The 25,033-nt window shown below is 30.1% G+C and carries 23 protein-coding genes; 20 read left to right on the forward strand and 3 right to left on the reverse strand.

Annotated features, from left to right (window positions below):
• Positions 1-67 precede the first annotated feature (67 nt).
• The 13 genes from B5E58_RS03965 (at position 68) to B5E58_RS04025 (ending at position 14,474) form a co-directional block, all read left to right on the forward strand.
• Positions 68-1,747, forward strand: coding sequence for a glycoside hydrolase family 13 protein (locus tag B5E58_RS03965; protein ID WP_088108394.1), 1,680 nt, complete (start codon positions 68-70; stop codon positions 1,745-1,747).
• Positions 1,748-2,022: 275 nt separating this feature from the next.
• Positions 2,023-2,205, forward strand: coding sequence for a hypothetical protein (locus B5E58_RS03970; RefSeq protein ID WP_143597231.1), 183 nt, complete (start codon positions 2,023-2,025; stop codon positions 2,203-2,205).
• Between the two features lie 88 nt (positions 2,206-2,293).
• A complete protein-coding gene (locus B5E58_RS03975) occupies positions 2,294-2,674 on the forward strand; it encodes an arsenate reductase ArsC (protein WP_088108396.1) in 381 nt (126 codons plus the stop codon).
• A 173-nt stretch (positions 2,675-2,847) separates the two neighbouring features.
• Positions 2,848-4,392, forward strand: coding sequence for an alkaline phosphatase (locus B5E58_RS03980; protein WP_088108397.1), 1,545 nt, complete (start codon positions 2,848-2,850; stop codon positions 4,390-4,392).
• A 126-nt stretch (positions 4,393-4,518) separates the two neighbouring features.
• Complete coding sequence (locus tag B5E58_RS03985; RefSeq protein ID WP_330395608.1) at positions 4,519-5,643, forward strand: YibE/F family protein; 1,125 nt, start codon at positions 4,519-4,521, stop codon at positions 5,641-5,643.
• Positions 5,644-5,973: 330 nt separating this feature from the next.
• Positions 5,974-6,426 (forward strand): hotdog fold domain-containing protein, encoded by a 453-nt coding sequence (locus tag B5E58_RS03990; protein WP_088108398.1) that lies wholly within the window; start codon positions 5,974-5,976, stop codon positions 6,424-6,426.
• Positions 6,427-6,476: 50 nt separating this feature from the next.
• Complete coding sequence (locus B5E58_RS03995) at positions 6,477-6,929, forward strand: hotdog fold domain-containing protein (RefSeq protein ID WP_088108399.1); 453 nt, start codon at positions 6,477-6,479, stop codon at positions 6,927-6,929.
• A gap of 100 nt (positions 6,930-7,029) precedes the next feature.
• On the forward strand, positions 7,030-8,208 hold the full coding sequence (locus B5E58_RS04000) for a CaiB/BaiF CoA transferase family protein (RefSeq protein ID WP_088108400.1): 1,179 nt from the start codon (positions 7,030-7,032) through the stop codon (positions 8,206-8,208).
• A 169-nt stretch (positions 8,209-8,377) separates the two neighbouring features.
• Positions 8,378-9,262, forward strand: coding sequence for a MerR family transcriptional regulator (locus tag B5E58_RS04005; RefSeq protein WP_088108401.1), 885 nt, complete (start codon positions 8,378-8,380; stop codon positions 9,260-9,262).
• A 119-nt stretch (positions 9,263-9,381) separates the two neighbouring features.
• Positions 9,382-10,818 (forward strand): sigma-54 interaction domain-containing protein, encoded by a 1,437-nt coding sequence (locus tag B5E58_RS04010; RefSeq protein WP_088108402.1) that lies wholly within the window; start codon positions 9,382-9,384, stop codon positions 10,816-10,818.
• 416 nt (positions 10,819-11,234) lie between these two features.
• On the forward strand, positions 11,235-12,500 hold the full coding sequence (locus tag B5E58_RS04015) for a Zn-dependent hydrolase (protein WP_088108403.1): 1,266 nt from the start codon (positions 11,235-11,237) through the stop codon (positions 12,498-12,500).
• Between the two features lie 52 nt (positions 12,501-12,552).
• Positions 12,553-13,962 (forward strand): dihydropyrimidinase, encoded by a 1,410-nt coding sequence (gene hydA / locus B5E58_RS04020; protein WP_088108404.1) that lies wholly within the window; start codon positions 12,553-12,555, stop codon positions 13,960-13,962.
• A 41-nt stretch (positions 13,963-14,003) separates the two neighbouring features.
• On the forward strand, positions 14,004-14,474 hold the full coding sequence (locus B5E58_RS04025) for a DUF1097 domain-containing protein (RefSeq protein WP_088108405.1): 471 nt from the start codon (positions 14,004-14,006) through the stop codon (positions 14,472-14,474).
• A gap of 217 nt (positions 14,475-14,691) precedes the next feature.
• Here the strand turns inward: B5E58_RS04025 and B5E58_RS04030 are convergent, their stop codons facing one another.
• Positions 14,692-15,567 carry a LysR family transcriptional regulator gene (locus B5E58_RS04030; protein ID WP_088108406.1) on the reverse strand — a complete coding sequence of 292 codons (876 nt, stop codon included), beginning with the start codon at positions 15,565-15,567 and terminating at the stop codon, positions 14,692-14,694.
• Positions 15,568-15,684: 117 nt separating this feature from the next.
• Between B5E58_RS04030 and B5E58_RS04035 the strand changes: the two genes are divergently transcribed.
• The 3 genes from B5E58_RS04035 to B5E58_RS04045 all read left to right on the forward strand — a co-directional run bounded on the left by B5E58_RS04035 (position 15,685) and on the right by B5E58_RS04045 (position 17,840).
• A complete protein-coding gene (locus B5E58_RS04035; protein ID WP_088108407.1) occupies positions 15,685-16,281 on the forward strand; it encodes a chromate transporter in 597 nt (198 codons plus the stop codon).
• A complete protein-coding gene (locus tag B5E58_RS04040; RefSeq protein ID WP_088108408.1) occupies positions 16,278-16,832 on the forward strand; it encodes a chromate transporter in 555 nt (184 codons plus the stop codon). The genes B5E58_RS04035 and B5E58_RS04040 overlap by 4 nt, the downstream gene beginning before the upstream one ends.
• 177 nt (positions 16,833-17,009) lie before the next feature.
• Positions 17,010-17,840, forward strand: coding sequence for a hypothetical protein (locus B5E58_RS04045; protein ID WP_088108409.1), 831 nt, complete (start codon positions 17,010-17,012; stop codon positions 17,838-17,840).
• Between the two features lie 62 nt (positions 17,841-17,902).
• On the opposite strand, the gene B5E58_RS04050 is transcribed toward B5E58_RS04045, so the two are convergent.
• Complete coding sequence (locus tag B5E58_RS04050) at positions 17,903-18,178, reverse strand: PASTA domain-containing protein (RefSeq protein ID WP_088108410.1); 276 nt, start codon at positions 18,176-18,178, stop codon at positions 17,903-17,905.
• A gap of 136 nt (positions 18,179-18,314) precedes the next feature.
• Here B5E58_RS04050 and B5E58_RS04055 point away from each other — a divergent pair, with 136 nt between their 5' ends.
• The 4 genes from B5E58_RS04055 to B5E58_RS04070 all read left to right on the forward strand — a co-directional run bounded on the left by B5E58_RS04055 (position 18,315) and on the right by B5E58_RS04070 (position 23,517).
• On the forward strand, positions 18,315-18,701 hold the full coding sequence (locus B5E58_RS04055; protein ID WP_088108411.1) for a BlaI/MecI/CopY family transcriptional regulator: 387 nt from the start codon (positions 18,315-18,317) through the stop codon (positions 18,699-18,701).
• Position 18,702: 1 nt separating this feature from the next.
• Positions 18,703-20,448, forward strand: a complete 1,746-nt coding sequence (locus B5E58_RS04060; RefSeq protein WP_088108412.1) for a BlaR1 family beta-lactam sensor/signal transducer — start codon at positions 18,703-18,705, stop codon at positions 20,446-20,448.
• A gap of 107 nt (positions 20,449-20,555) precedes the next feature.
• On the forward strand, positions 20,556-22,844 hold the full coding sequence (locus tag B5E58_RS04065) for a penicillin-binding transpeptidase domain-containing protein (RefSeq protein WP_088108413.1): 2,289 nt from the start codon (positions 20,556-20,558) through the stop codon (positions 22,842-22,844).
• A gap of 10 nt (positions 22,845-22,854) precedes the next feature.
• Positions 22,855-23,517, forward strand: coding sequence for a hypothetical protein (locus B5E58_RS04070; protein WP_088108414.1), 663 nt, complete (start codon positions 22,855-22,857; stop codon positions 23,515-23,517).
• Between the two features lie 32 nt (positions 23,518-23,549).
• On the opposite strand, the gene B5E58_RS04075 is transcribed toward B5E58_RS04070, so the two are convergent.
• On the reverse strand, positions 23,550-24,911 hold the full coding sequence (locus tag B5E58_RS04075) for a vWA domain-containing protein (RefSeq protein ID WP_088108415.1): 1,362 nt from the start codon (positions 24,909-24,911) through the stop codon (positions 23,550-23,552).
• Positions 24,912-25,033 lie beyond the last annotated feature (122 nt).

Here is a 25,033-nt window from a genome sequence, read left to right on the forward strand (position 1 = left end):
TTATTTAGATATATTATAATCCAATTAAGTTAAACGATTAACTAAATTCTAAGGGGGAATTTTTAAAATGAAAAGAGTATGGTGGAAAGAAGCAGTTGTATATCAGATTTATCCAAGAAGTTTTATGGACTCAAATGGTGACGGCGTAGGAGATTTAAGAGGTATTATTTCAAAGTTAGATTATTTAAAAGAACTTGGAATTGATGCTGTTTGGCTTTCACCTTGTTATAAATCACCTAATGATGACAATGGATATGATATTTCAGATTACAGAGATATTATGGACGAGTTTGGAACTCTTGATGATTTTAAAGAACTTCTTTCTGGAATGCATGAAAGAGGTATAAAACTTGTAATGGATTTAGTTGTAAACCATTCATCAGACGAACATAAATGGTTTATAGAGTCAAGAAGTTCAAAAGACAATCCAAAGAGAGATTATTATATATGGAGAGACGGAAAAGACGGTAAAGCTCCAAACAACTGGACATCATGTTTCGGTGGAAGTGCATGGGAGTATGACAAAGAAACAGACCAGTATTATTTACATCTTTTTACAAAGAAACAGCCTGACTTAAATTGGGAAAATGAAACTTTGAGAAAAGAAGTTTATGATATGATGAAATATTGGTTTGATATGGGTATAGATGGTTTTAGAATGGACGTTGTAAGTATGTACTCAAAAGTTCCGGGACTTCCAGATGGAAAAGTATATGGTTCCGAGACAGACTGTGCAATAGGTGCTGAACACTTTACAAATGGTCCAAGAATACATGAATTTATGAAAGAAATAAACAAAGAAGTTCTTTCTAAATATAAAGATGTTATGACAGTTGGAGAGGCTTCTGGAGTAACAATAGAGGAAGCAAAAAAATATGCAAACTCTGACGGTAGTGAACTTAGTATGGTATTCCATTTTGAACATATGGGAGTTGACGCTGGAGAAGGCGGAAAATGGGATATAAAGAAATGGAAACTTACAGACCTTAAAAAAATACTTTCAAAATGGGAAACAGAACTTGAAGGAAAAGCATGGAACAGTATATATCTTTCAAACCATGACCAGCCACGTATGGTTTCAAGATTTGGAAGTGAAAAGTTTAGAGAAGAAAGCAGTAAAATGCTTTTTACAATGCTTTTAACAATGCAGGGAACACCTTATATATATCAGGGTGAAGAAATTGGAATGACAAATGTTCATTTCCCTTCAATAGATGATTATAGGGATGTTGAAGTTAAAAATATGTGGAAAGAGTATGTTGGAAATAGAGGTTATAAACCTGAAGATTTTATGAAAGCTGTTCACTATATAGCTAGAGATAACAATCGTACTCCTATACAGTGGGACGACAGTGAAAATGCAGGTTTCACAACAGGAACACCTTGGATTGGTGTAAATCCTAATTATAAAGAAATAAATGTTAAAAATGCATTAGCTGATAAAAATTCTATATTCTATTATGTAAAAGAACTTATAAAATTAAGACATGAAAATCCTATTGCTGTATATGGTGATTTTAAAGAATATATGGAAGACAGCGAAAGCCTTTATGTATATGAGAGAAATTTTGAAGGCAAAACAATGCTTGTAATATTAAATTTTACAGGTGAAGAACAAAACTTTGAACTTTCTGAAAAATTCAAAGATATGAATTCAAAACTTTATATTTCAAATTATGATAATACAGATAAATTTGAAAATAATACATTGAGACCATATGAGGCTATTGTATATATTTATGAATAAAAATTATATTAAAAATTCCTGAAATAAATTCAGGAATTTTTTTAAGTCTGAAGAAAAACTTGCTGATATAATTTGGGAAAAAGAACGTGTATCATCAAAATATATTGTAATATTGTGTGAAGAAAATGTGGGTTGGAAAAAATAAACAACATATACAGTACTTAAAAGACTTGAGGGAGAAGGATTTTTTAAAAATGAAAAAAGTATAGTTTCCTCTGTTATGTCAAAAAATGAATACCTTTCACAACAAAGTTGTAAATTTATAGATAATGCTTTTGGAAGTTTCCTTCCAGCTTTTATATCTGCTTGATAACAGTTTTTCTCATAACAAATATATAGGATTTATGGGTATTCATGATATGGTTTTTGAAAAAGGAACAGAAGAAGCAAATCTTGTAGCAAAATATCATTCAGATATTACAAATATACTTAAAACAGTAGAATTTAATTTAAAATAAATTATTTTATATAGAGGCTTTTAAAGCCTCTATTTTTTTGTATAATAATATATTATAATTATAAAAAATGTTATGAAAGGATTTTGTTATGGAAAAGAAAAAAGTAGCTTTTGTTTGTGTTCATAATTCATGTAGAAGTCAGATTGCAGAGGCTTTAGGAAAACATTTTGCAGGTGATAAATATGATTTTTATTCAGCGGGAACAGAGACAAAACCAGCTATAAATCAAGATGCTGTAAGACTTGTAAAAGAAATTTATGGTATAGATATGGAAAAAACACAGTATTCAAAACTTATATCTGATATACCTTCTGTTGATATTGTAATAACAATGGGTTGTAATGTTCAATGTCCATATCTTCCTTGTGAACATAGAGAAGATTGGGGACTTGATGACCCAACAGGAAAAAGTGATGATGAATTTATAAAAGTTATTAAAATTATAGAGTCAAAAGTAAAAGAATTATAATAAATTTTGAAAAGAGTAGATTTTGTCTACTCTTTTTTTATGAAATTAAATTTAATTTTGTTAAGTGTTTTTTAAAGGCTGTTAACAGTCAGTAAAGTCTATTGAATGTGATTTTTTTGTATGATATTTTATTTCTGCAATAATAAATTTGCAGATTTGAAAGGAGTATAGAAATGAAATTCAATTTAAAGAAATCAATATTATCATTACTCATTTGTGCTTCTGTTGTTTCAACAGCAGTTATATATGGTGGAAACAATAACACAGCAGATGCTGAAAGTACACGTGTTACTTTAAGCGAAAAACTTAAAAGTGTAACAAAAACACCAAAATATATATTCTTATTTATCGGTGATGGTATGAGTTATCCACAGTTCCAGTCAGCTTCTGACTATCTTGGAGCTTTAGAGCAGGGAAACTCACCAGAAATCCTTAAAGGTGGAAAATATTTAAGCTTTATGAATTTCCCTGTTGCTGGTTCTGCAACTACATATGACTCAAGTTCATTCTGCCCAGACTCAGCTTCAACAGCAACTTCAATATCAACAGGTCATAAAACATATAGTGGCGTAATCAATATGAATGAAGCTAAAACAGAAAAATTCGAGACTGTTGCTGAAAAACTTAAAAATCAGCTTGGATATGAAATTGGTGTTGTAACAAGTGTAAATCTTAACCATGCTACACCTGCTGCATTCTATGCACATCAGCCAAGTAGAAATAATTATTATGAAATCGGTCGTGAAATGGTAGAAAGTGATTTTGATTATTTTGCTGGTGGTGGACTCTTAGACCCAGAAGGTAAAGATGGAAATAGCGAAAGTATTTATACACTTGCTGAAAAAGCAGGATATACTGTTGCTGATACAAAAGCTGAAGCTGAAAAAGTAAATGCTAACACAGATAAAGCTGTTATTATAGGAGAAACTCTTGCAGATAGCGACTCTCTTTCATATGAAAATGACAGAACAGATTCTGAATGGGCTCTTGCAGACTATGTTAAAAAAGGAATTGAAGTTCTTGATAATGATAAAGGTTTCTTTATGATGGTAGAAGGCGGAAAAATTGACTGGGCTTGTCATGCTAATGATGCTGGTTCAACAGTTAATGACACAATAGCATTAAGTAATGCTGTTGATGAAGCAATTAAATTCTACAATGAACACCCAGATGAAACACTTATACTTGTAACTGGTGACCATGAAACTGGTGGTCTTACAATAGGATATGCAGGAACAGACTATGACACATATCTTGCAAATCTTGAAAATCAGAAAATTTCTTATGCTAAATTTGATAGCGATTATGTAGCTAAATATAAAGAAAACAAAACACCTTTTGAAACAGTTCTTAAAGACATTGAAGCAAACTTCGGTCTTGTAGCAAAAGAAAATGCTAAAGAAGATACAAACGAAAAACTTATACTTACAGATTATGAGTATAACAAATTAAAAGCAGCTTATGACAAAACAATGAGCGGAGAAGAAGTTGACAAATCAAATCAGGAAGAATATGTACTTTATGGAACATACGAACCACTTTCAGTAACAATAACACATATTTTAAATAATAAATCAGGTATCAACTTTGCTTCATATTCACATACAGGACTTCCAGTTGCAGTATTTGCAAAAGGTGCTGGACAGTCACTTTTTGAAGGATTTTATGACAACACAGATATATATAACAACATTGCAGGCTTAATGGGTCTTAAATAATAGATGTAAAATAAAGTTTGAAACCAACATAAAAATATCCCTGAAACTTAAAAATACCCTAGATTTAAAAAAGAAATAAACGGTCATTTTATGGCCGTTTATTTTTGATGAAAGGAAGAATATGACTTGAAAATAAAAAACTTAAATTACAGTATGCCTCTAATAATAAGTATAATTTTGTTTTTTATACTTATTTTTATACCAACAGGATTTGAGGACGCTTTGACATATAAAGAATCTGAAAAATGTAAAGCTGAGGTTATATCTGTAAATAATGACAGAATTATAGATACAGGATTAGTGCGTTCGGGAGAACAGACTTGTGAACTTGTTATGCTTAATGGAAAATTTGAGGGAAGAACTGCTGAAGGATATAATCTTTTAAATGGTTCTCTTGAAAATGATAAAATATTTGCTGTTGGAGATAAAGCCCTTGTTCTTGTAAACTATTCAGGTGATGAAATATTATCAGTTAGTATGGTTGACCATTACAGAATAAATTATGAGGCACTTTTGGCTCTTATATTTGTTGTTTTTCTTGTGCTTTTTGCGGGAAAAACAGGAGTTAGATCTATTGTATCTTTTGCGGTAACGGTTTTAACAATATGGAAAGTATTGATACCTATGTGCTTAAAAGGATATGAGCCTGTAATAATAGGACTTCTCATAACAGGTCTTTTGACAGTTATTATAATATCCCTTGTATATGGTTTTGACAGAAGATTTATTTCTGCTGTAACAGGAGCTTTCGCAGGACTTATTGTAACTTGTGTATTAGGTATAATATTTACAAAGTCATTAAAAATACATGGGGCTGTTATGGCATACTCCGAAAGTCTTTTATATTCAGGTTATTCAGACCTTAATTTAACTAAAATATTTATGGCAGGAATATTTATAAGTTCATCAGGAGCTGTTATGGATTTAGCTGTTGATATTACTTCCGCTGTCCATGAAGTTGTTGGAAAGAAGCCGGATATTTCTTGGAAAGAGGCTTCAATATCAGGAATGAATGTAGGTAAAGCAGCTATGGGAACAATGACAACAACACTTCTTTTGGCTTATTCCGGTGGATATATAGCCATGCTTATGGTTTTTATGGCTCAGGGAACACCTATATATAATATACTAAACTATAAATATGTATCAGCTGAAATTATAGATACAATAGTTGGTAGTTTTGGACTTGTCAGTGTTGCACCTTTGACAGCTTTGACAAGTGGATTTTTCTTAACAAAACATAATAAATAATATAAAGCACCTAAAAGGTGCTTTTTTTATTTTCAATTATTAAAAAAAACCATACAGTAGGGGGAGACTTTTTAAAATTTAAAAATTTTTTGATTTTTTGGCTTTTTAAAAGACTTTTTAATATATTAAAAATTTAAAATTTAAGTTTAAATCTCATTCAGTCACTGGAGGGTTTTTATTTTATTTTCAAAAAAATTTTTTAAAAATTTTTAAAAAACCTATTTACAATCCATTAAATGTATAACTTATTATAAAGACAGCTGATAGATAACAGCAATATAAAGGCTTTAAGATATAGAGCAACAATTATTATTTAAAGGAGGAATTTATATGATAGGCGAGAAAGTAGTTCTTCATGCTATGATGAAAGGTAGCGATGGACATTATGTAGGTGGACTTGTAAATGGTGCTAGAATTGTTCATTATTGGGGCGATGTTGGAACAGAGCTTATGGTTCGTGTAGATGGAGATATAAGTCTTTTCCTTGGATATGAAGAAATTAACTTTACAGCTCCTGTATATGTAGGCGATTTTATGGAGTATGTAGGCTGGATTGAAAAGGTTGGAAATACATCTTATAGATGCCGTTTTGAAGCATACAAAGTTGCTACAATGTGTGATAGAACAGATATGGACATGAATGGTGTTGAACATACAGCAGCAACAGCTTGCGTTCCTCCAATTCTTTGTGGTACAGGTATAGGAAGTCTTTACATTGCAAAGAAAGACCAGAGAGGGGAAACAGACCCAGCTTTCGTTCATGAACATACTACAAAAAAATAATAGATTATAATACATAAAATTATTGATATATATTGAAGGAGGAATTAACTATGGTAGGCAAAAAAGTAGTACATCATATAATGATGAAAGGTAGCGACGGACATTATGTAGGCGGACTTGTAAATGGTGCTAGAATTGTTGATATGTGGGGCGACGTTGGAACAGAACTTATGGTTTATGTAGACGGAGATATAAGCCTTTTCCTTGGATATAAAGATGTACAGTTTACAGCTCCTGTATATGTAGGTGACTTTATGGAGTATGTAGGCTGGATTGAAAAAGTTGGAAATCAGTCATATACATGTCATTTTGAAGCATACAAAGTTGCTACAATGCTTGACAGAACAGACGCAGACATGACAGGTATTGAACATACAGCAGCAACAGCTTGTGTTCCTCCAATACTTTGTGGAAAAGCAACAGGAAGTCTTTACATTGCAAAGAAAGACCAGAGAGGACCACAGCATCCAGATTTTAAAGACGCAGTTCATCCAGAAAAATAATTTTTTGAAAAATCAAAAAGGATAAATATTTTTGTTTATCCTTTTTGATATAAATATATTATAAATTTTATTATATAGTTATATAGAAAGTAGGGGTTATATGAAAGCATTACAGGGATTAAAAGTATTGGATTTAACACAGGCATATAACGGCCCCTTTTGTACAACAATGCTTGCGGATAATGGTGCGGAAGTAATAAAAATAGAGCCTGTGGAAGGTGACCAGTGTCGTACATGGGGACCAATTGATGAAAAAAGTGGTGAAAGTGGATTTTATGCCTTTTTAAATAGAAATAAAAAAGGCTGTACATTAAATCTTAAAAATGATAAAGCAAGAGAAATGTTTTACAAACTTGTAAAAGATGCTGATGTTGTTGTAGAAAACTTTAAGGGTGGTGTAACAAAAAGACTTAAAGTTGACTATGAAACATTAAAAGAAATAAATCCAAAAATAATATATGCATCAGGTTCAGGTTTTGGTCAGTATGGTCCTATAACATATCGTCCTTGTTATGATATAGTTGCTCAATCTATGGGTGGACTTGTAAATCTTACGGGCTTTCCAGATACTCCTCCTACAAAGGTAGGTCCTTCAATAGCAGATAACACAACAGGACTTTATCTCTGTATAGGTGTTCTTCTTGCCCTCTACAACAGAGAGAGAACAGGAATGGGACAACAGGTTGATGTATCAATGTTTGATACTATATTCAGTCTTTTAGAGAATGCCATTGTAAATTATACTATGACAGGAGAAATTCCACAGAGACAGGGTAATATTGACCCTTCAATAGCACCTTTCGATATATTTAAAGCAAATGATGGATATATTGCAATAGGTGTTGGAAATGACCGTCTTTTCAGAGAATTTTGTGCAATCATAGAGCGTGAAGACTTACTTTCAGACCCAAGATATGAGACAAATGACCTTCGCTGTAAATATTATAAAGACGGATTACAGCAGACAATACAGGAATGGGTTGGAAAGAGAAGTAAAAAAGAGATTGAAGAAATATTTGACAAGGGCGGTATACCATGTGGCCCAGTTCTTGACATGAAAGAAGCAATAGAACACCCTCATATACAAGCTAGAGAAATGATGGTTCACTGTGAGCACCCTACAATAGGAGATATGTATTTCCAAGGTTGCCCTGTAAAACTTTCAGAAACTCCTCCGGAAGTTTATGCACCAGCTCCTCTTTTAGGACAGCATAACAAAGAAGTATTTGGTCTTAGTGAAGAGGAATATGATATATTAAGAACAGAAGGCGTAATTTAATTGCCATTATAACCGCTGTGTAAAAATATATTATCTTTTGAATAGAATTACTATTCTTTGATGATAAATTTTTTGCAGCGGTTTTTTTGTTAAATATATTTTAATATTGTAGTATTATAATATATAATATTAAAATAGAATAAATTATGCTGGAAGGTGAGATGATAAAATGAGCGACAAAAAATTATATCTTATAGGAGAAGTTTCATCCATATGTAATGTACCAATAAAGACTTTAAGATACTATGACGACATTGAACTCATTGTTCCAAAGGAGAGGCGAAAGGGCTGTAATTATAGATATTACACAAAAGAACAAATGGTTACGTTGTTTTTTGTGAGAAAACTTAGGAGTATAGGTATATCATTAAAAGACATAAAAAGTGTTCTTAAAGATAATTCTGTTGCATCTTTATCAAAACTTGTTGAAAAGAGAATGGAAGAAATAAAAAGCGAAATAGAAAGATTAGAAGATTGTTATAATGAAGGTGAAATGTTAGTTCATAGATTTGAAAACAGTAAAAGTCTTGTGGAAGGTTACAGCAATAGTATTGCACAGGATTTGACTGATGGTATTGATGGAATACATATTGAAGAAATCAAAAAAATGAACTGTGTTTATACTATAAAAAATATGGAGACATACAAAAATGCCGATGTTTCATTGGAACGTTGGATTGAGATTATGGAAATGCCAGCGAAAAAAGGCGTAAAAGCAACAGGACCTGTTTTAATATCATATCATGGAGACCTTTTGTGTCAATTTTTAATGAAAGATTGTGAAGTTGAGTTTATGATACCTGTAAATGAGCTTAAAAACGAGGAAGGATTTAAAGAGTATGGTGGATTTAAAGCTGTAACCTGTATACATTTAGGTCCATGGTCAAATATGATTAATACATATATAAGAATTATACAGTGGGTTAATCTTAGAGGTGATAAATATAAAATATCAGGCTCTCCTTGTGATTTTTGCCTTATATCACAAGTTGATGTTGAGAATGAGGAGGAGCATATCACAAAAATTGTTATACCAGTAGAAAAAATAAAATAATATAAATATATTTCAGACATAATATAAAAAAATTATGTATTATATATTATAAATTAAATTTTATTGCATATATAAAAAATTTAGTAACTGTTTCACTGGCATACAAAGGGAGTGATAATATGCAGGAAAAATTCAAAAATAAATTACCCGATGAACTTCAAGGTATAGTTATGGAGGAGCTTTTACAAAATCCTTTTATGGGTATAAATATAACAGACGGTGAAGGGCGAGTTTTATTTCTAAACGAAGCCCATCACCGAATTACAGGACATAATCCTGAACAATATCTTGGACATACAATGCAAGAGATAAAAGATAAAGGAATGATTTCCGAGTCTGCCACAATGATTGCACTTGAATTAAAAAAGGCAGTTTTGATAAACCAAATTGCTTCAAAAGATAATACATTTCAAGTTAAAGCTATACCAATATACAATGACAATGGAGAAATAATATTTGTCATAAATTATCTTATAGACGTTTCAGACCTTGTGAATTTAAGAGAGACACTTCAACAAATACAAAGTTCCCACGAACAGCTTAAAGATGAATTTGAAATTCTCAGAAAAGAATTAAACAATAAAGGACTTCTTGTTTTTTGCAGTGAAGCAATGAAAAATGTTGTAGAATGTGCATATAAAGTTGCTGAAAGTGATGTAACAGTTCTTATAACAGGACCTTCTGGCTCAGGAAAAGAACATATTGCAAATATGATACAGGCAAGAAGCAAAAGAAAAGATGCCCCATTTATACGCATAAACTGTGCTGCGATACCTGAAAGTCTTTTGGAGTCAGAGCTTTTTGGATATGAAGCCGGAGCTTTCACAGGCGGTCTTGCAAAGGGCAGAAAAGGGCTTATAGAAAGTGCTGATGGTGGAACACTTCTTCTTGATGAAATTGGCGAACTTCCTATGACACTTCAATCAAAACTTCTTAGAGTTCTTCAAGACCATAAAGTTCGTAGAGTTGGCGGAAACAAAGATATAAAAGTTGATTTTAGACTTATAGCCTCAACAAATGCTAATATAAAAGAAATGATTGCAGAAAAACAATTCAGAGAAGACCTTTATTATAGACTTAATGTTATAGAAATAAGAATACCCGGTCTTGAACACAGACGAGATGACATTCCTTTACTTATTAATTATTTTCTGAAAATTTTTAATTTACAACATGGTATGAATAAATACATGTCTGATGAAGCTATGACCTATCTTTCAAAATCTGATTATCCCGGAAATGTAAGAGAACTTAGAAATATAGTTGAACGTACAATGATATTAAGCAGAGATGATGAAATTCAATTAAGTGATGCCTATGAGGCTTTTGGAATGTACATAGATAAAACAAATAAAAATAATTTTAATTTTAATAGTAATTTATTGCCAAATGTATCATTAAAAGATATGATTGAAGAATATGAAAAACACATACTTTCAGAGTATATGAATATATATGGTTCTGGGACAAAGATAGCTAAAAAACTAAAAACTGACCAATCTACTATTTCAAGAAAATTGACTAAATACAATATAAAACCTAAAAATCACAATTAAAAATAAAAACTGAATGCTATTATAGTATTCAGTTTTTTTGTTTTGTTACATATTTAATAAAGTTATTGAATTAGCAAACTAAATATAATATGTAAAAATGCATATCATGTAATTTTGCATATTTTAAAAAATGACAAAATAATAGGGTTTTTTATATAATACAAACTTTTTTATGCAAAAACGCATAATATGTTTGTTATGTAAACTTTAATGGTTATGTTTTATATTTTTAATAAAATAAATTAAGGTACTATTTTTTATGTATTTATTATAAAACATAGTTTGTTTATTTGTATATTATAACGATTATTGTTACAAAATTATTTTATAATAGAATTATTTGATTTATGGCACGAGAGTTGCTCTTAATATAGACATAAATAAAAAATAATGTACCGGGAAAGGTGGAATGAAGTATGTATAAATGTGACGTAGAAAGAATGAGAGACAAAATTGAAACATTTTCAAAATTTGGAGACGCAGGACATGGTGGTATAACAAGATATTCTCTTTCTCCAGAGGCAATTCAAGCAAGAGATGAGTTTGTAAAGAGAATGAAAGCGATAGGAGCAGTTATTGAAACCGATGACCTTGCAAATATGTACGCTACCATTCCAGGTTCAGACCCAAATGCAAAAAGAATAGTTATGGGTTCTCACTGTGACTCAGTTAAAAACGGCGGAAACTATGATGGAATACTTGGTGTTATGGGCGCTATGGAAGTTCTTGAGACAGTTGTAAAAGAAAACATTCCTCATAAACATCCTTTAACAGCTATGATATGGACTAATGAAGAAGGTTCAGAGTTCCCTCCATGTATGATGTGTTCAGGAATAGTAAGCCATGATTATATGCCAGAAAGATTTAGAGATAATTTTGAATATAATAAAATGATGGCATCAGTATCAATACTTGATAGAACAACAACTTTTGGAGAAAAACTTTCAACATTCAAATATAAAGGTGATGTTGCAAATAGAATTAATCCAGAACAGTATAAAGCTATGTTTGAACTTCATATTGAACAGGGTCCTATACTTGAGGATGATGGAAAAGATGTTGGAATTGTAACTTGTGTTCTTGGACAGATGCTTTATAGAGTAAAATTCTATGGACAGGCAGCCCATGCAGGAACATTCCCAATGAAAAAGAGACTTGATGCATTCCATGCAGCAGCAGAAGCTCTCTGTTACTTACATGATGAAATAGATAAACTTGGACATGATGACCTTGTATATACAACAGGTGAAGTTGTAATACATCCTTGTGTAAACACTGTAATACCTGATTTCTTTGATTTCTCAATAGATGTAAGACATGAAAATCCTGATGTATTAAACGAAGTAAGAAAAATACTTATGAGTCTTCAGGAAAGAACATGGAAAGGCTGTAAATGTGAAGTTGTTCTTGGTTGGAACAGAGACACAGTATATTGGGATAAAAAACTTGTTGGATATGTTAGAGAAGCAGCAGAAGAACTTGAAACAAAACATATGGATATACATTCTGGAGCAGGACATGATGCTCAGTACATATCATATATGCTTCCTACAACAATGATTTTTGTAGCTTCACAGAAGGGACTTTCCCATTGTGAGGAAGAATATACAACTCCTGAACAGTGCACAGAAGGTGCTAGCGTGCTTTTAAATGCAGTGTTAAAATGTGATAAAGAAGATTGATTATAGTTTATTAATTAGAAGTTAAAGGACAAAATGAAAGGAGCAATGCATTATGAAAACTTTAATAAAAAATGGTATTATACTCACAACTGAAAACGAATTTAAAAGTGATGTATTAATTATAGATGAAAAAATAGCAGCAATAGGAGAAAATCTTCCAGCTGATGGCGTTGATAGAGTTATAGATGCAGAAGGCAAATATGTTATGCCTGGAGGCATAGACCAGCATGTGCATTACTCTTTTGTATACAAAGGAAGTAGAGTTCGTGGATTTGAAACAACAAACGCTGCCGCAGTAGGTGGAACAACAACAGTTATTGAGTTTGTAAATCAGGAAAAAGACAGAGGACTTATTGAGTCTATTGAAGACTATAAAGAAAAAGATGTTGACGGAATAGCTATGGTTGACTATGCTTTCCATATTGTTATGACAGACCCAAGACCAGAAGTTATAAAAGAAATTCCTAAACTTGCAGAAGCTGGATATCCAACACTTAAATTATTCCTTGCATATAAAGGTCAGTTCTTCCATGCTGATGATGAAGCTGTTATAAATGCTCTTACAGCTGGAAAAGAAGCAGGAATAACAATTATGGTTCATGCTGAAAATGCTGATATGGTTGACTATTTGACAAAGAAACTTATCGCAGAAGGAAAAACAGGAACATATTATCATGCAGTTTCAAGACCTCCTATTGTTGAGGCTGAGGCAACTCGTAGAGTTATATATTTAGCAGAAATGGTAAATGCACCTATTTATATTGTTCATGTAACTTGTAAAGAAGCTCTTGAAGAAATAAAAGCAGCATATCAGAAAGGACAGTCTGTATATGGTGAAACTTGTGCTCATTATCTTCTCTTTGATGAGTCAGTTCTCGATTTACCAAACTTTGAAGGTGCAAAATATGTATGTTCACCAGCTTTAAGAACAAAAGACCATCAAGAACCATTATGGGAAGCTATAAATAAAGGTTGGCTTAATGCAGTAAGTTCAGACCATTGTGGATTTGACTTTGAATATCAGAAACATCTTGGATTTGGAGAAGGAAAATCCTTTGCAGATGTTCCAAACGGTGCTCCTTCTGTTCAAAATAGATTAAATGCATTATGGACATATGGTGTATGTACAGGAAAACTTTCAAAACAAAGATTTGTAGACGTAATGTCAACATCACCTGCTAAAGTAAACGGACTTACAGAAAAAGGTCATATCGCAGTTGGATATGATGCAGATATAGTTGTATTCGACCCTGATTATAGAGGAGTTATGGGTGTAGAAAGCTGCCTTGAGGGCGTTGATTACAGTATATATGAAGGAATGGAACAGAAAGGCAGACCAGAAACTGTACTTTTAAGAGGTCAGGTTATTGTTGAAAATGGTCAGTATGTAGGAAAACAGGGACAAGGAAAACTTATAAAAGGAAAACCTTTCGGTTCTGCTTATGATAAATTTAAAGGATAATAATATTTAATATTTTGGCGATTTAAAAAGGAGGTACAGCCATGTTTACTTATATAACTTGTTTAGGACTTTCGACAACTATTCTTTGTGCTATATGGTCTAATGTAGCTCCTCTTATAGGGCTGGGAGCTATAAGCTGGGCCGGATTTTCAGGTTGTACATCCTATTTTGCCTGTCCAGATAAAGGTTGGAAAGGTGTAAAATCCTGTGTAATATGTCTTATGAGTGGTGTTGCTTATGCTATGCTAACAATATATCTTGGCAAAGTTCTAACATTCCCGGGAGCTGGAATATTTGTTGCTCTTGTAACAGTACATCTTATGTGTATACAGAGTAAAATAAGTGTATTTTCATATATTCCAGGAACATTCTTTGGTTCTTTCTCAACATTTGCCGCAGGCGGAGACCCTATTGTTATACCTTGTCTCCTTCTTGGAATACTTTTAGGACTTGGGTGTGACAAGTTTGGTGGTGTCATATTTAAGTTTATAGGTAAAAAAGAAGATGCATAAATTTATATAAAAATCCCTAACTATAAAAACAGAGAGTTATTTTAACTCTCTGTTTTTATTTTCTCCATATATGGAGAATTTAATTTTTTAAATAAAAATATTTTGTTTAAATTTATAAATCTAGTTTTAATATTAATAAAATTTTTTTGAAATTATAGTTATAAAAGACTAATGTGTTAAATAAAAATTAAAACGACAGATTTTATCTGTCGTTTTTTTATATATTTAAAGAATTAAAAAACTCTCCAATTTTATAATAATCATCATTAAAAATACTGTTTTTTCTCCATACAAAGTTTATTTCATGAAATAAAGGAAATCCTTCAACTTTTATTTCTTTTAAAATACCCTTTGAAATTTCATCTTTAACAACAGCCTCAAATAAAAATGCTATTCCACAGCCTTTTTCAACAAGAGCTTTTTGAACATTTATATTGTTTATTTCTATTTTATTTTTAAAGTCTGATACTGATATATTATGACGTTTAAGGCTATGTTCAAGTATTTCACGATTTCCAGAACCTGTTTCACGAAGTATCAAAGTTAAATCAGTTAAACATTCTATTGTTTTTATTTCTATATCAAAGTTTGATGAACACACAGGAAAATATTTTTGTGTTGAAAATTTCATATATTCATAATCTTTTTTTGGAAAATTTCCCTCCACAATGGCAAAATCAATTTCTCCATTATCAAGTTTTGAAAGTAAAGAAACTGTATTATTTATAATCATATTTACTTCAGAAAAAGGATATTTTTTAAGATATTTTGATAATATTTGAGGAAGCATAAATTCTCCAGGGGTAGGAGTTGAACCGAAACAAAGTTTTATATTATCTGTGTTTCTCATTTCATTAATAAGACGGATTTCATCAGCCTTAGCTGTTTTTGCAGAGCGACAGAGTTTTTTTCCTGCCTCTGTTAAATACATTTTTTTACCCTCGTATCTAAAAAGATTTACACCATAATATTCCTCAAGACTTTTCATTTGTCTTGACACTGCTGGTTGTGTCATATTTAGATATTCAGCAGCATGAGTGAAATTCATGTGGTCACATACTGCTATAAAAGTTTCCATTCTTATATCTTGCATATACAATCACCTCTTATTAATCATAACATAAATGCATGGTTAAATAAAGTATAATTATTTTACATTATGGTTTGTAAATGATATACTTATTTCAACAAAAAAACAGGAGGAAAAATAATGAAAACAAAAGATAATAAAATCAAAATTTTATGGCAATTATTTAAAGCTACATTCACACTTAGTGCCTTTACATTTGGTGGAGGATTTGTAATAGTATCACTTATGAAAAAGAAATTTGTAGAGGAGCTTGGCTGGCTTGATGAAAATGAAATGCTTGATATTACAGCGATAGCTCAATCTTCACCGGGACCTATACCAATAAATGCATCTGTAATACTTGGTTATAGGATGGCAGGAATAGCAGGAACAATAGTTGCAATACTTGGAACAGCAATTCCTCCTATGATAGTAATTTCTTTGATATCAATATTTTATACACAGTTTAGAGAGAATAAAGTTATAGCAACAGCTTTACAGGTTATGAGAGCAGGAGTTGCAGCAGTAATATTTGATGTTGTTATAAATCTTGCAAAAAATGTTGTAAAAACAAAAAGATTTTTATATATAGGTCTTATGACAGCAGCCTTTGTTGGAACAGTATTTTTTGATATAAGTGCAATGTTAATAATATTAATATGTCTTGGAATAGGTATTGCTGATGTTATTATACCAATTTTAGTAAAGAAACCAGTAAAGGAGAGAGTTAAAATATGATATTACAGCTTTTCTTAAGTTTTATAAAAGTAGGAATGTTCAGTGTAGGAGGAGGATATGCAGCCATACCTCTCATACAAAATCAAATAGTAGATGTTCATAAACTTATGACATTACAAGAATTTACCGACCTTATTACAATAGCAGAAATGACACCGGGACCAATATCAATAAATTCTGCAACATTTGTAGGAACACGACTTGCAGGACCTTTTGGAGCCATAATCTGTACATTAGGCTGTATACTTCCGTCATTCTTTATATGTCTTGCACTGGCATTCTTTTACTATAAATATCGTCAGCTTGGAGGAGTACAGAAAGTTTTAGCAGCATTAAGACCAGCAGTTGTAGCTCTCATAGCATCAGCAGGTCTTTCAATACTTGTTCTTGGGCTTTTTGGTGGAAATGCAGCAGTTTTTGCCAATATAAGAATTGTTGAACTGGGACTTTTTGCAGTAGCTCTCTTTTTACTTAGAAAATATCACTTAAGTGCAATACAGATTATATTTGGAACAGGTGTTGCAGGAACATTAATATATTCATTTATATAATAAAAAAGCCGTTTTTAAACGGCTTTTTTTATTTTTATAAAATATATAAATTATAAATCATTTTATATAGATAGAGTTTTTTTGTTAAAAAATTTATTGTAATAGTGTATAATGTATTAAAGTTCTTTTATATATTGAACCATATAGTGTAATTATTATATAAGGAGTAAAAATTTTATGAATAAAAAATGCAATAGAGAAAAAGAAGGTTTGCCTAATAACAAGCGTATAAGGCTTACTGTAAGGGGAGTTCTATCGTTTTTAATACTTTTAACATTAGCTCGTTCGGCTTTTATGGGAAGATATGAAAATGTTTTTGTATGTATACTTTCTTTAATACTTTTCTGTGTACCTATAATACTTGAAAAACGTCTTGCAATAGATATACCATCTGTAATGGAAGGATTTATATATTGTTTTATATTTGCAGCAGAAATTTTAGGAGAAATAAATTCTTTTTACACAGTTATACATGGTTGGGATACTATGCTTCATACAATAAATGGTTTTCTTGTGGCAGCAGTAGGTTTTTCATTGGTAGATTTATTTAATAGAAGTGAGAGAATGACATTTAAACTTTCACCTCTTTTTCTTGCAATAGTAGCTTTTTGTTTTTCTATGACAGTAGGTGTTCTTTGGGAGTTCTTTGAATTTTCAATGGACCAAATATTCCATACAGATATGCAAAAAGATTTTATTATTCATAGCATAAATTCTGTAACATTAAATCCAAGTGGTCTTAATAATGTTGTTCATGAACCTATAAAAAGCCTTGTTGTAAACGGTAAAGACTGGATGGAATTTCCGGGAGGTTATATTGACATAGGAATAATTGATACTATGAAAGATTTAATGGTAAACTTTATTGGTGCTGTTGTATTCTCTATAATAGGATTTATATATGTAAAAACTAGGGGAAAAGGCAGAGTTGCATCATCATTTATACCTGTTGTATTAAGTGATGAAGAAATTAAAGAGCGTGAAGATAAAGAAAAATCAACAAAATAATTTAAAATTTGGTTCAATATAAAAAATAAAAGCCTGAAATAAAATATTTTCAGGCTTTATTTTTATTCTGTATATAATATTACTTCAGAATTTTCATATAAAACACTGCCATATTTAGGGTATTGATTTTTTATAATTTTTCCTCCACCGACAACAGTATAATTTATATTATTTTGATTGAGTATTGAAATTGAATATCCTGTATCTTTATTTGTAAAATCAGGAATTTTAAAACCCTTATATTCATTAAAATCTTCTGTTAAATATCCTGTTTGACATAACAATAAATTCATAAAAATGACAAATATAACTCTTATAAATTTAAGTTTTTTAATCATTTAATATCACTCCTATTTTAATATTACAGCTGTAATATTTTTAATTATTACATACGTAATAATTAATGTCAACAGGTTTGACAAAATTTTTATATGTGATAAAATAAAAATATTACAAATGTAGGGGTTGAAATGTATGAAAAATATACCTAAGATTTCTGAGGCAGAATATGAGATAATGAAAGTTATATGGGAGTGTGCTCCTATAAGTACAAATGATGTTATAGAAAAATTTCAAGGTAAAAGTGAGTGGAGTCCTAAGACAATACAGACGCTTTTATCAAGACTTGTAAAAAAAGGTGCTATTGGATATGAGAAAAAGAGTAGAGTTTTTATATATACTCCTCTTGTGGAAGAAAAAGAGTATGTAAATGAGGAGAGTGACTCTTTTCTTAAAAGATTTTACAATGGTGCTTTAAATTCAATGGTTTTAAATTTTATTGAGCAAGATAGACTTTCAAAGGATGATATTGATGAATTAAAACAGATACTTGAGAGTAGAAAAAAGAAAGGTGAAAAATAATATGGATTTTTTTACGAAAGACTTTTTTGCAAGTTTTTTCGCAGTTTCCGCTGTCATAGTTTTTATAATTATGATAAAAAGAATTCTTAAAAATCATATATCTGAAAAATGGCAATATAGAATATATTATCTTGTTTTTTTACTTCTTACATTGCCTTTTGTGCCTTTAAAATATATTAATTTTATTGATTTTTCACCAAACAATGAAAATATTTTAAAGACTATATCACAAAATACTAATGTTGCAAACTTTGAAAATACAATAAATAGTGGAGATTTTGCTGTTTCTGTAAAGTCTCATTTTGATTTTTTTAAAATATTTTTTGTTATATGGCTTATAGGTGCAATTATATTAACTGTTGTTATGGTTATAGGATTTGTTGCTATGAGACAAAAAAGAAAAAACATATCAATGGTTGATTGTAAAATTAAAAATATTTTATATGAATGTAAAAATATTTCAGGTATCAAAAAAAATATAGATATAGCTTTGTCTGATGTTAAATCTCCTGTAATATTTGGTATGTTAAAACCTATTATACTTGTTCCTTATAACTGTGTTGAAAAAATGAGTGATAGTGAAATAAAATATATAATTCTCCATGAGTTAAGCCATTATAAAAACAAAGATATATTAATGAATTATTTAATGTGCCTTTTTCAAATACTTTATTGGTTTAATCCTCTTGTATGGATAATATTTAAACAAATGAAAATTGAAAGAGAAATTGTATGCGATAGTTCTGTTTTAAATATGCTTGATGAAGATAATTATACTGATTATGGTATGACAATAATACGTTTTGTTGAGACTGTTCCTCAAAAAAGAATTTTTGCTCTTTCAGCAGATATGGGAGGAAGTAAAAAGCATATAAAAATGCGTATTGAGAAAATAGCTTCATTTACAAAAGAAACTTTATGGTCAAAACTTAAAGGAATAGCTATATTTACAATGGTTTTTGCTGTGATATTGTCACAGGCTTCTGTAATATCAATTGCAGGAGGATATAATTATTTTAATGATAAAAAAGATAATATAAATATTATAAATCTTGATAAATACTTTGAAGGGTATAATGGAAGTTTTGTTCTCTATGACATGAATAATGATGAATATACTGTATATAATGAGGAAAAAAGTAGGGAGAGAGTATCTCCAAACTCAACATATAAAATATATAGTGCTCTTTCAGCCCTTGAAAATGGTGTTATAACAGAGGAAAACTCTCTTATGAATTGGGACGGAGTTTTAAGATACTATGATGAGTGGAATAGAGACTTAGACCTTTATGGTGCTATGAAATATTCTGCAAACTGGTATTTTGATAAAATAAACAGTATAAATGGTATTGAAAATGTACAAAATGATTTGATAAAAATAGGCTATGGAAATTGTGATTTTAGTGGTGGAAATGATTGTTGGTTAGAGTCATCTTTAAAAATATCACCATTAGAGCAAGTTGATATATTAAAAGACTTTTATACAAATAATTTTGGTTTTTCTCAAAGCAATATTGATACTGTAAAAAATTCAATAAAAATTTTATCAGAGAATGACACTGTTCTTTATGGAAAAACAGGTACAGGCAGAATTGATGATAAAGACATAAATGGTTGGTTTGTTGGATTTGTTGAAAAGGGTGATAATGTTTATATATTTGCAACAAATATTGAAGCTGATGAAAATGCAACAGGTTCGGTTTCAATGGAAAAAACTATTGATATTTTAAATAATGAAATATATTGATTTAAAAAAAGACAGTTTATTTTAACTGTCTTTTTTTATTGACAATTAATTATTACAGATGTAATATATAAATTATTACAAGTGTAATATTAATTGGAGGATACCACATGACAAATGAAAAATATAATAAACCCACATATAGAATAATAGTTGTAATGGCTGTTGTTGTGTTTATGTTCATAGTTCTTACAATAAGACTTTATATTTTGCAAATTAAAAATGGAGAAGAACATCTTAATGAGGCGAAAGCCACATCTTTAAGAACAATACCCATAGAGTCTCAAAGGGGAACAATATATGATAAATGGGGAGTTCCCTTGGCAGAAAATAAAGTTGTATATGAAATAAAAATGGATTTAAGTATGGAGTATGATAATGTAAACGATATTATTATAAACCTTATAAGACTTTTAAATTCAAAGGGAGAAAATATAAAATACAATTTGCCTATAACAGAAACAGAGCCTTTTCAATATACTTTTACATCTGAAAATGCAGAAAAACGCTGGAAAACAGATATGGGAATTGAAAGTGAAAATATGAATATGATAGCCTCTGAACTTTATGATTATTTGAAAAATAAATTTGATATAACAAAAATAGAAGGTTTATCAAAAGAGGAAGAAAGACAGCTTATATCCCTTCGTTCTGAAATGTATATGCAGAGATATAAAAAATATAATGATATAACAATATCAGAAGATGTAAGTTATGAAACAATATCAGAAATAGAGGAGGACTCTGACAAATATAGAGGAATATATATTGAGACAGGTTCAAAGCGTGTTTATAATTTTGGAGAAGCTTTTTCTCATATATTGGGATATACAGGTTCAATAAATGATACAGAGTTGGAAGATTATAAAGATTATGGATACAGTATGAATGATAAAATAGGAAAGATAGGAATTGAAAAATATTGTGAATTGACTTTAAGAGGAGATGACGGACAAAAATTAATAGAAGTTGATTCATTAGGAAGACGTGTAACAGAAAGAGAAATAACACCACCACAGAAGGGGGGAGATGTTTTTTTATCAATAGATAGTAGATTGCAACAGAAAACATTTGAGATACTTGAAAACAATCTTAAAGCTGTTTTAATTCAAAGTATAAATTCAGGTAGCACAACAAAATCTGAAATTATAGAAAATATGAGAAATAGTCAAATTGTGTCTGATGAAAAAATAAAAGAAATAGAAAGTCTATCATTAAATGAAATAGTAGATAAAATAAATAAAAATGAAATAAGACTTAATGAAATAAATATTGAACCATGTACAGGTTCAGTTGCTGTTATTGATATAAATACAGGAAAACCACTGTCTCTTGTGACCTATCCTTCCTATGATAATAATAGACTTGTAAATGACTTTGATAGTGATTACTATAATATGCTTTTAAATGATAAGACAACTCCTCTTATAAATCGTCCACTAATGGAGAGAAAAGCTCCCGGTTCAGTGTTTAAAATGCTTAGCTCTGTTGTAGGTTTAGAGGAGGGAGTTATAAGTGAAAATACAATAATATATGATAAAGGTGAATATAAGGAGGCGGGAAAACCCTATGCAAAATGTCTTGTATATTCAAGATATGGAATAACCCATGGTGCGACAGATGTTAAAAAAGCCTTGGAGGTTTCTTGTAACTATTTCTTTTATGAAGTGGCTTATAGATTGGGAAATGCCAAAGAGGGTAACACTTTAAACTCAATAGAAACATTTAATAAATATATGAAAATGTTTGGTCTTGATGACTATACAGGAATAGAGATTGAGGAGTCAAAACCAGTTATAGCCTCACCTGAAGTTAAAAGAAAATCTATTGAAAATTATTATGAAAATCCAACAGAGTCCCAGAAAAAATGGATGGACGGAGACTCTATAAGATGTGCCATAGGTCAATCATATAATAGTTATTCTGTTATGAATATAGCTAAATATATAACGACTATTGCCAATGGTGGAACAAGATACAAAACATCAATAATTGAAGGAACAAGAGAAAAGGAATTTGAGAGTATAAATTATAATTTACCTGAAGTTGAAGAAGTTTTAAATATTAGTAGTGATACAATAAGAATTGTAAAAGAGGGAATGTATAGTGTAACTCATGGAAGTCAAGGAAGTTTAAGAAATTATTTTAGAGATTTTTCTGTTGAAGTTGCAGCAAAAACAGGAACAGCAGAGGAGGCAAAAGATAAACCTTCTCATTCATGGTTTGCAGGATTTGCACCTTATGACAATCCACAAATAGCTGTTGTTGTTATGGTTCCATATGGAGAATTACCTCAAAGTCCTGCTGTAAAAACTGCTCAGGATATATTTGAATTTTATTTTTCTTTAAATGAAAATAAAGAGTATACAGATTATTATAGAAATATTCTTGCAGAGTAAGGAGAATTTTATGAAAAAAATATATATTATAACAGCTGTTTTTGTGTTTATATTTTCGGCTGTTTATGGATATATTTCAACGTGTGAATTTGAAGATGTTAAAGAAAATGTTCAAATAGAAGAACTTAAAACTTATGACACTGAAAATGTTCTTGAAACCAGTTATAATATAAATAAAAAAACAAAAGATTATATTTTAAATTTATATAACACATGGATTGATTTTAAAGAAAATATAAATCAAAATAAAAATCCTGAAAATGATTTTAAAAATTCTGAATTTATCAAAACTCTTAAAGAGTATTTTTCAAGTAGAGAAAGCCTTGAGGTAAGTATAGAAGAACTTTGTTTTTTAATAAATCAAAGAGGATTTGATTATATTGAAAAAAATTGCACTGTTAATAACAAAAATTATACAGTAAGAGTTATATGTTATTCGGCAAATTTAGATGTACAGGCTGTAACAGACTTACCAGTAAAAAATAAGTGGGTATTTGTTCAAATTTGGAATGATGAATATTTTAAAGGATATACAGTTTCAGAAAGTGGATATAATATTTTAAATGGTTTTAATATTAATGTTGTGGGAGATAAAATAAATTTAGATATAGAACTAATTGACATTGTAACGAAAAATAAAGAAATAATTAATTATACACTTAACATTAATTGAAAACTGCCTCTTTTAAGAGGCAGTTTTTTATATTAGCATTTAAAATCTGAATCAATATAGTTTGCAATAAAACTTGCTTTGAAATTTCTTTCACTACAAATAGAATTAGAATTTGTAGAGTTAACATTAAGGTCTTCTGGAAGAACAAATCTAATATTTTTAACTATAACATCTTTACACATAGGATAATTATGAGCTGGTATTGTAATAGTTTTTAAACCTCTCTGATATTCATTTCCCAATTTATCAATTTCCTTTAATATTACAGCTAGGGCAATACGTTTTTTAGGACAAACATTTTTTATTTTTAAATTTAATTCAACTATTCTTCCCAGTGATTCCATAATAACATTATCCATATTAACAGAAACAAAGTCCTTACATTCATTAATTTTAATATTATTAGCCACTGGACAAGGTTCAGGATTAACTATTACATCGCAGTTTACTAATACTGAAGGATTTGGAAAAATTACTTTGTTTCCTTCTTTATCGTAATATTTTGTTGATTGACTAACTTGTTTTAAACCAGAATTATAATTGTTATGTTTTATAAAATATTCAAGAAAAGCACTTTCGTTTTCTGTTACACCAAGGTTACCTATTTGCCATTTTATTTTGTTATCTCCACTAATTATAGCAGTTCCCTTTGTTGTAGTTGGAATACCTGTTATAATAAAATTAGGATTTATTGTCTCTTCAATAAAAATATTTGTTGCACCTGTTTTTGAAATATTTGATGCTAACTCTGCAAACAATTCTTCAAGATCTTCTGAATTAGGTGTTACTACAACATGAGAAATGTCTGGGTCCGTTGCCCATTGATTTAAAATATTAATATCAATTCCATTAGAACCCATTAAACCAATACAATATATAGTTATTCCCATAGATTTTGCATTTTCTGCAATGGGAGTAGGGTCTATTCCTACTGTTGTTTTTCCGTCAGTGAACATTATTATAATTTTTTTGTTTTGAGATAATGGATTAAAAATTTCCATAGCTTTTTCAAAAGCATCTCCATGATTTGTAAAACCTCCAGAGTTTAGAGAGTTTACAGCAGGTTTTAAATCTGATACAGAAGTTGTCAGTTGAGAATTAATTTCTGCCACATCTGAAAAACTTACAATTCCAATATGACTTCCAGAACCTATATTTCCATCTTGATTGCTATCTGTGGATTTATCAATTATATCAATAAATGTGTTTGCACCGTTTTTCATGTTTTCAAAAGGAATTCCTGCCATACTTCCCGACTTGTCCAAAATAAGAACAATATCTGTTGGATTTGATAAGATATCAGGAGCGGCAGAAAGAGCCATTGTCACTTTGATACTTCCATCACAATTTATTTGATTTACATTTATTTGTCTGTTTGAACTTGTAATACCCATAGTATTATTTCCCCCTTTAAAAGTTTATAGGCGTTGTTTATTAATATATATTATGTAAAAGGGGACAACTGTGTTATTGAAAAATAAAAAACAGCTTATAAATTTTTATAAGCTGTTGTTGT

Source organism: Tyzzerella sp. An114, from assembly GCF_002161055.1.
Lineage (GTDB): Bacteria > Bacillota > Clostridia > Lachnospirales > Anaerotignaceae > Fimicola > Fimicola cottocaccae.

Bases quoted from the DNA above. Each gene is read 5' to 3' on its own strand.
- B5E58_RS03965 (WP_088108394.1), top strand. From the start codon at position 68: ATGAAAAGAGTATGGTGGAAAGAAGCAGTTGTATATCAGATTTATCCA.
- B5E58_RS03975 (WP_088108396.1), top strand. From the start codon at position 2,294: ATGGAAAAGAAAAAAGTAGCTTTTGTTTGTGTTCATAATTCATGTAGA.
- B5E58_RS03980 (WP_088108397.1), top strand. From the start codon at position 2,848: ATGAAATTCAATTTAAAGAAATCAATATTATCATTACTCATTTGTGCT.
- B5E58_RS03990 (WP_088108398.1), top strand. From the start codon at position 5,974: ATGATAGGCGAGAAAGTAGTTCTTCATGCTATGATGAAAGGTAGCGAT.
- B5E58_RS03995 (WP_088108399.1), top strand. From the start codon at position 6,477: ATGGTAGGCAAAAAAGTAGTACATCATATAATGATGAAAGGTAGCGAC.
- B5E58_RS04000 (WP_088108400.1), top strand. From the start codon at position 7,030: ATGAAAGCATTACAGGGATTAAAAGTATTGGATTTAACACAGGCATAT.
- B5E58_RS04005 (WP_088108401.1), top strand. From the start codon at position 8,378: ATGAGCGACAAAAAATTATATCTTATAGGAGAAGTTTCATCCATATGT.
- B5E58_RS04010 (WP_088108402.1), top strand. From the start codon at position 9,382: ATGCAGGAAAAATTCAAAAATAAATTACCCGATGAACTTCAAGGTATA.
- B5E58_RS04015 (WP_088108403.1), top strand. From the start codon at position 11,235: ATGTATAAATGTGACGTAGAAAGAATGAGAGACAAAATTGAAACATTT.
- hydA (WP_088108404.1), top strand. From the start codon at position 12,553: ATGAAAACTTTAATAAAAAATGGTATTATACTCACAACTGAAAACGAA.
- B5E58_RS04025 (WP_088108405.1), top strand. From the start codon at position 14,004: ATGTTTACTTATATAACTTGTTTAGGACTTTCGACAACTATTCTTTGT.
- B5E58_RS04030 (WP_088108406.1), bottom strand. From the start codon at position 15,567: ATGCAAGATATAAGAATGGAAACTTTTATAGCAGTATGTGACCACATG.
- B5E58_RS04035 (WP_088108407.1), top strand. From the start codon at position 15,685: ATGAAAACAAAAGATAATAAAATCAAAATTTTATGGCAATTATTTAAA.
- B5E58_RS04040 (WP_088108408.1), top strand. From the start codon at position 16,278: ATGATATTACAGCTTTTCTTAAGTTTTATAAAAGTAGGAATGTTCAGT.
- B5E58_RS04045 (WP_088108409.1), top strand. From the start codon at position 17,010: ATGAATAAAAAATGCAATAGAGAAAAAGAAGGTTTGCCTAATAACAAG.
- B5E58_RS04050 (WP_088108410.1), bottom strand. From the start codon at position 18,178: ATGATTAAAAAACTTAAATTTATAAGAGTTATATTTGTCATTTTTATG.
- B5E58_RS04055 (WP_088108411.1), top strand. From the start codon at position 18,315: ATGAAAAATATACCTAAGATTTCTGAGGCAGAATATGAGATAATGAAA.
- B5E58_RS04060 (WP_088108412.1), top strand. From the start codon at position 18,703: ATGGATTTTTTTACGAAAGACTTTTTTGCAAGTTTTTTCGCAGTTTCC.
- B5E58_RS04065 (WP_088108413.1), top strand. From the start codon at position 20,556: ATGACAAATGAAAAATATAATAAACCCACATATAGAATAATAGTTGTA.
- B5E58_RS04070 (WP_088108414.1), top strand. From the start codon at position 22,855: ATGAAAAAAATATATATTATAACAGCTGTTTTTGTGTTTATATTTTCG.
- B5E58_RS04075 (WP_088108415.1), bottom strand. From the start codon at position 24,911: ATGGGTATTACAAGTTCAAACAGACAAATAAATGTAAATCAAATAAAT.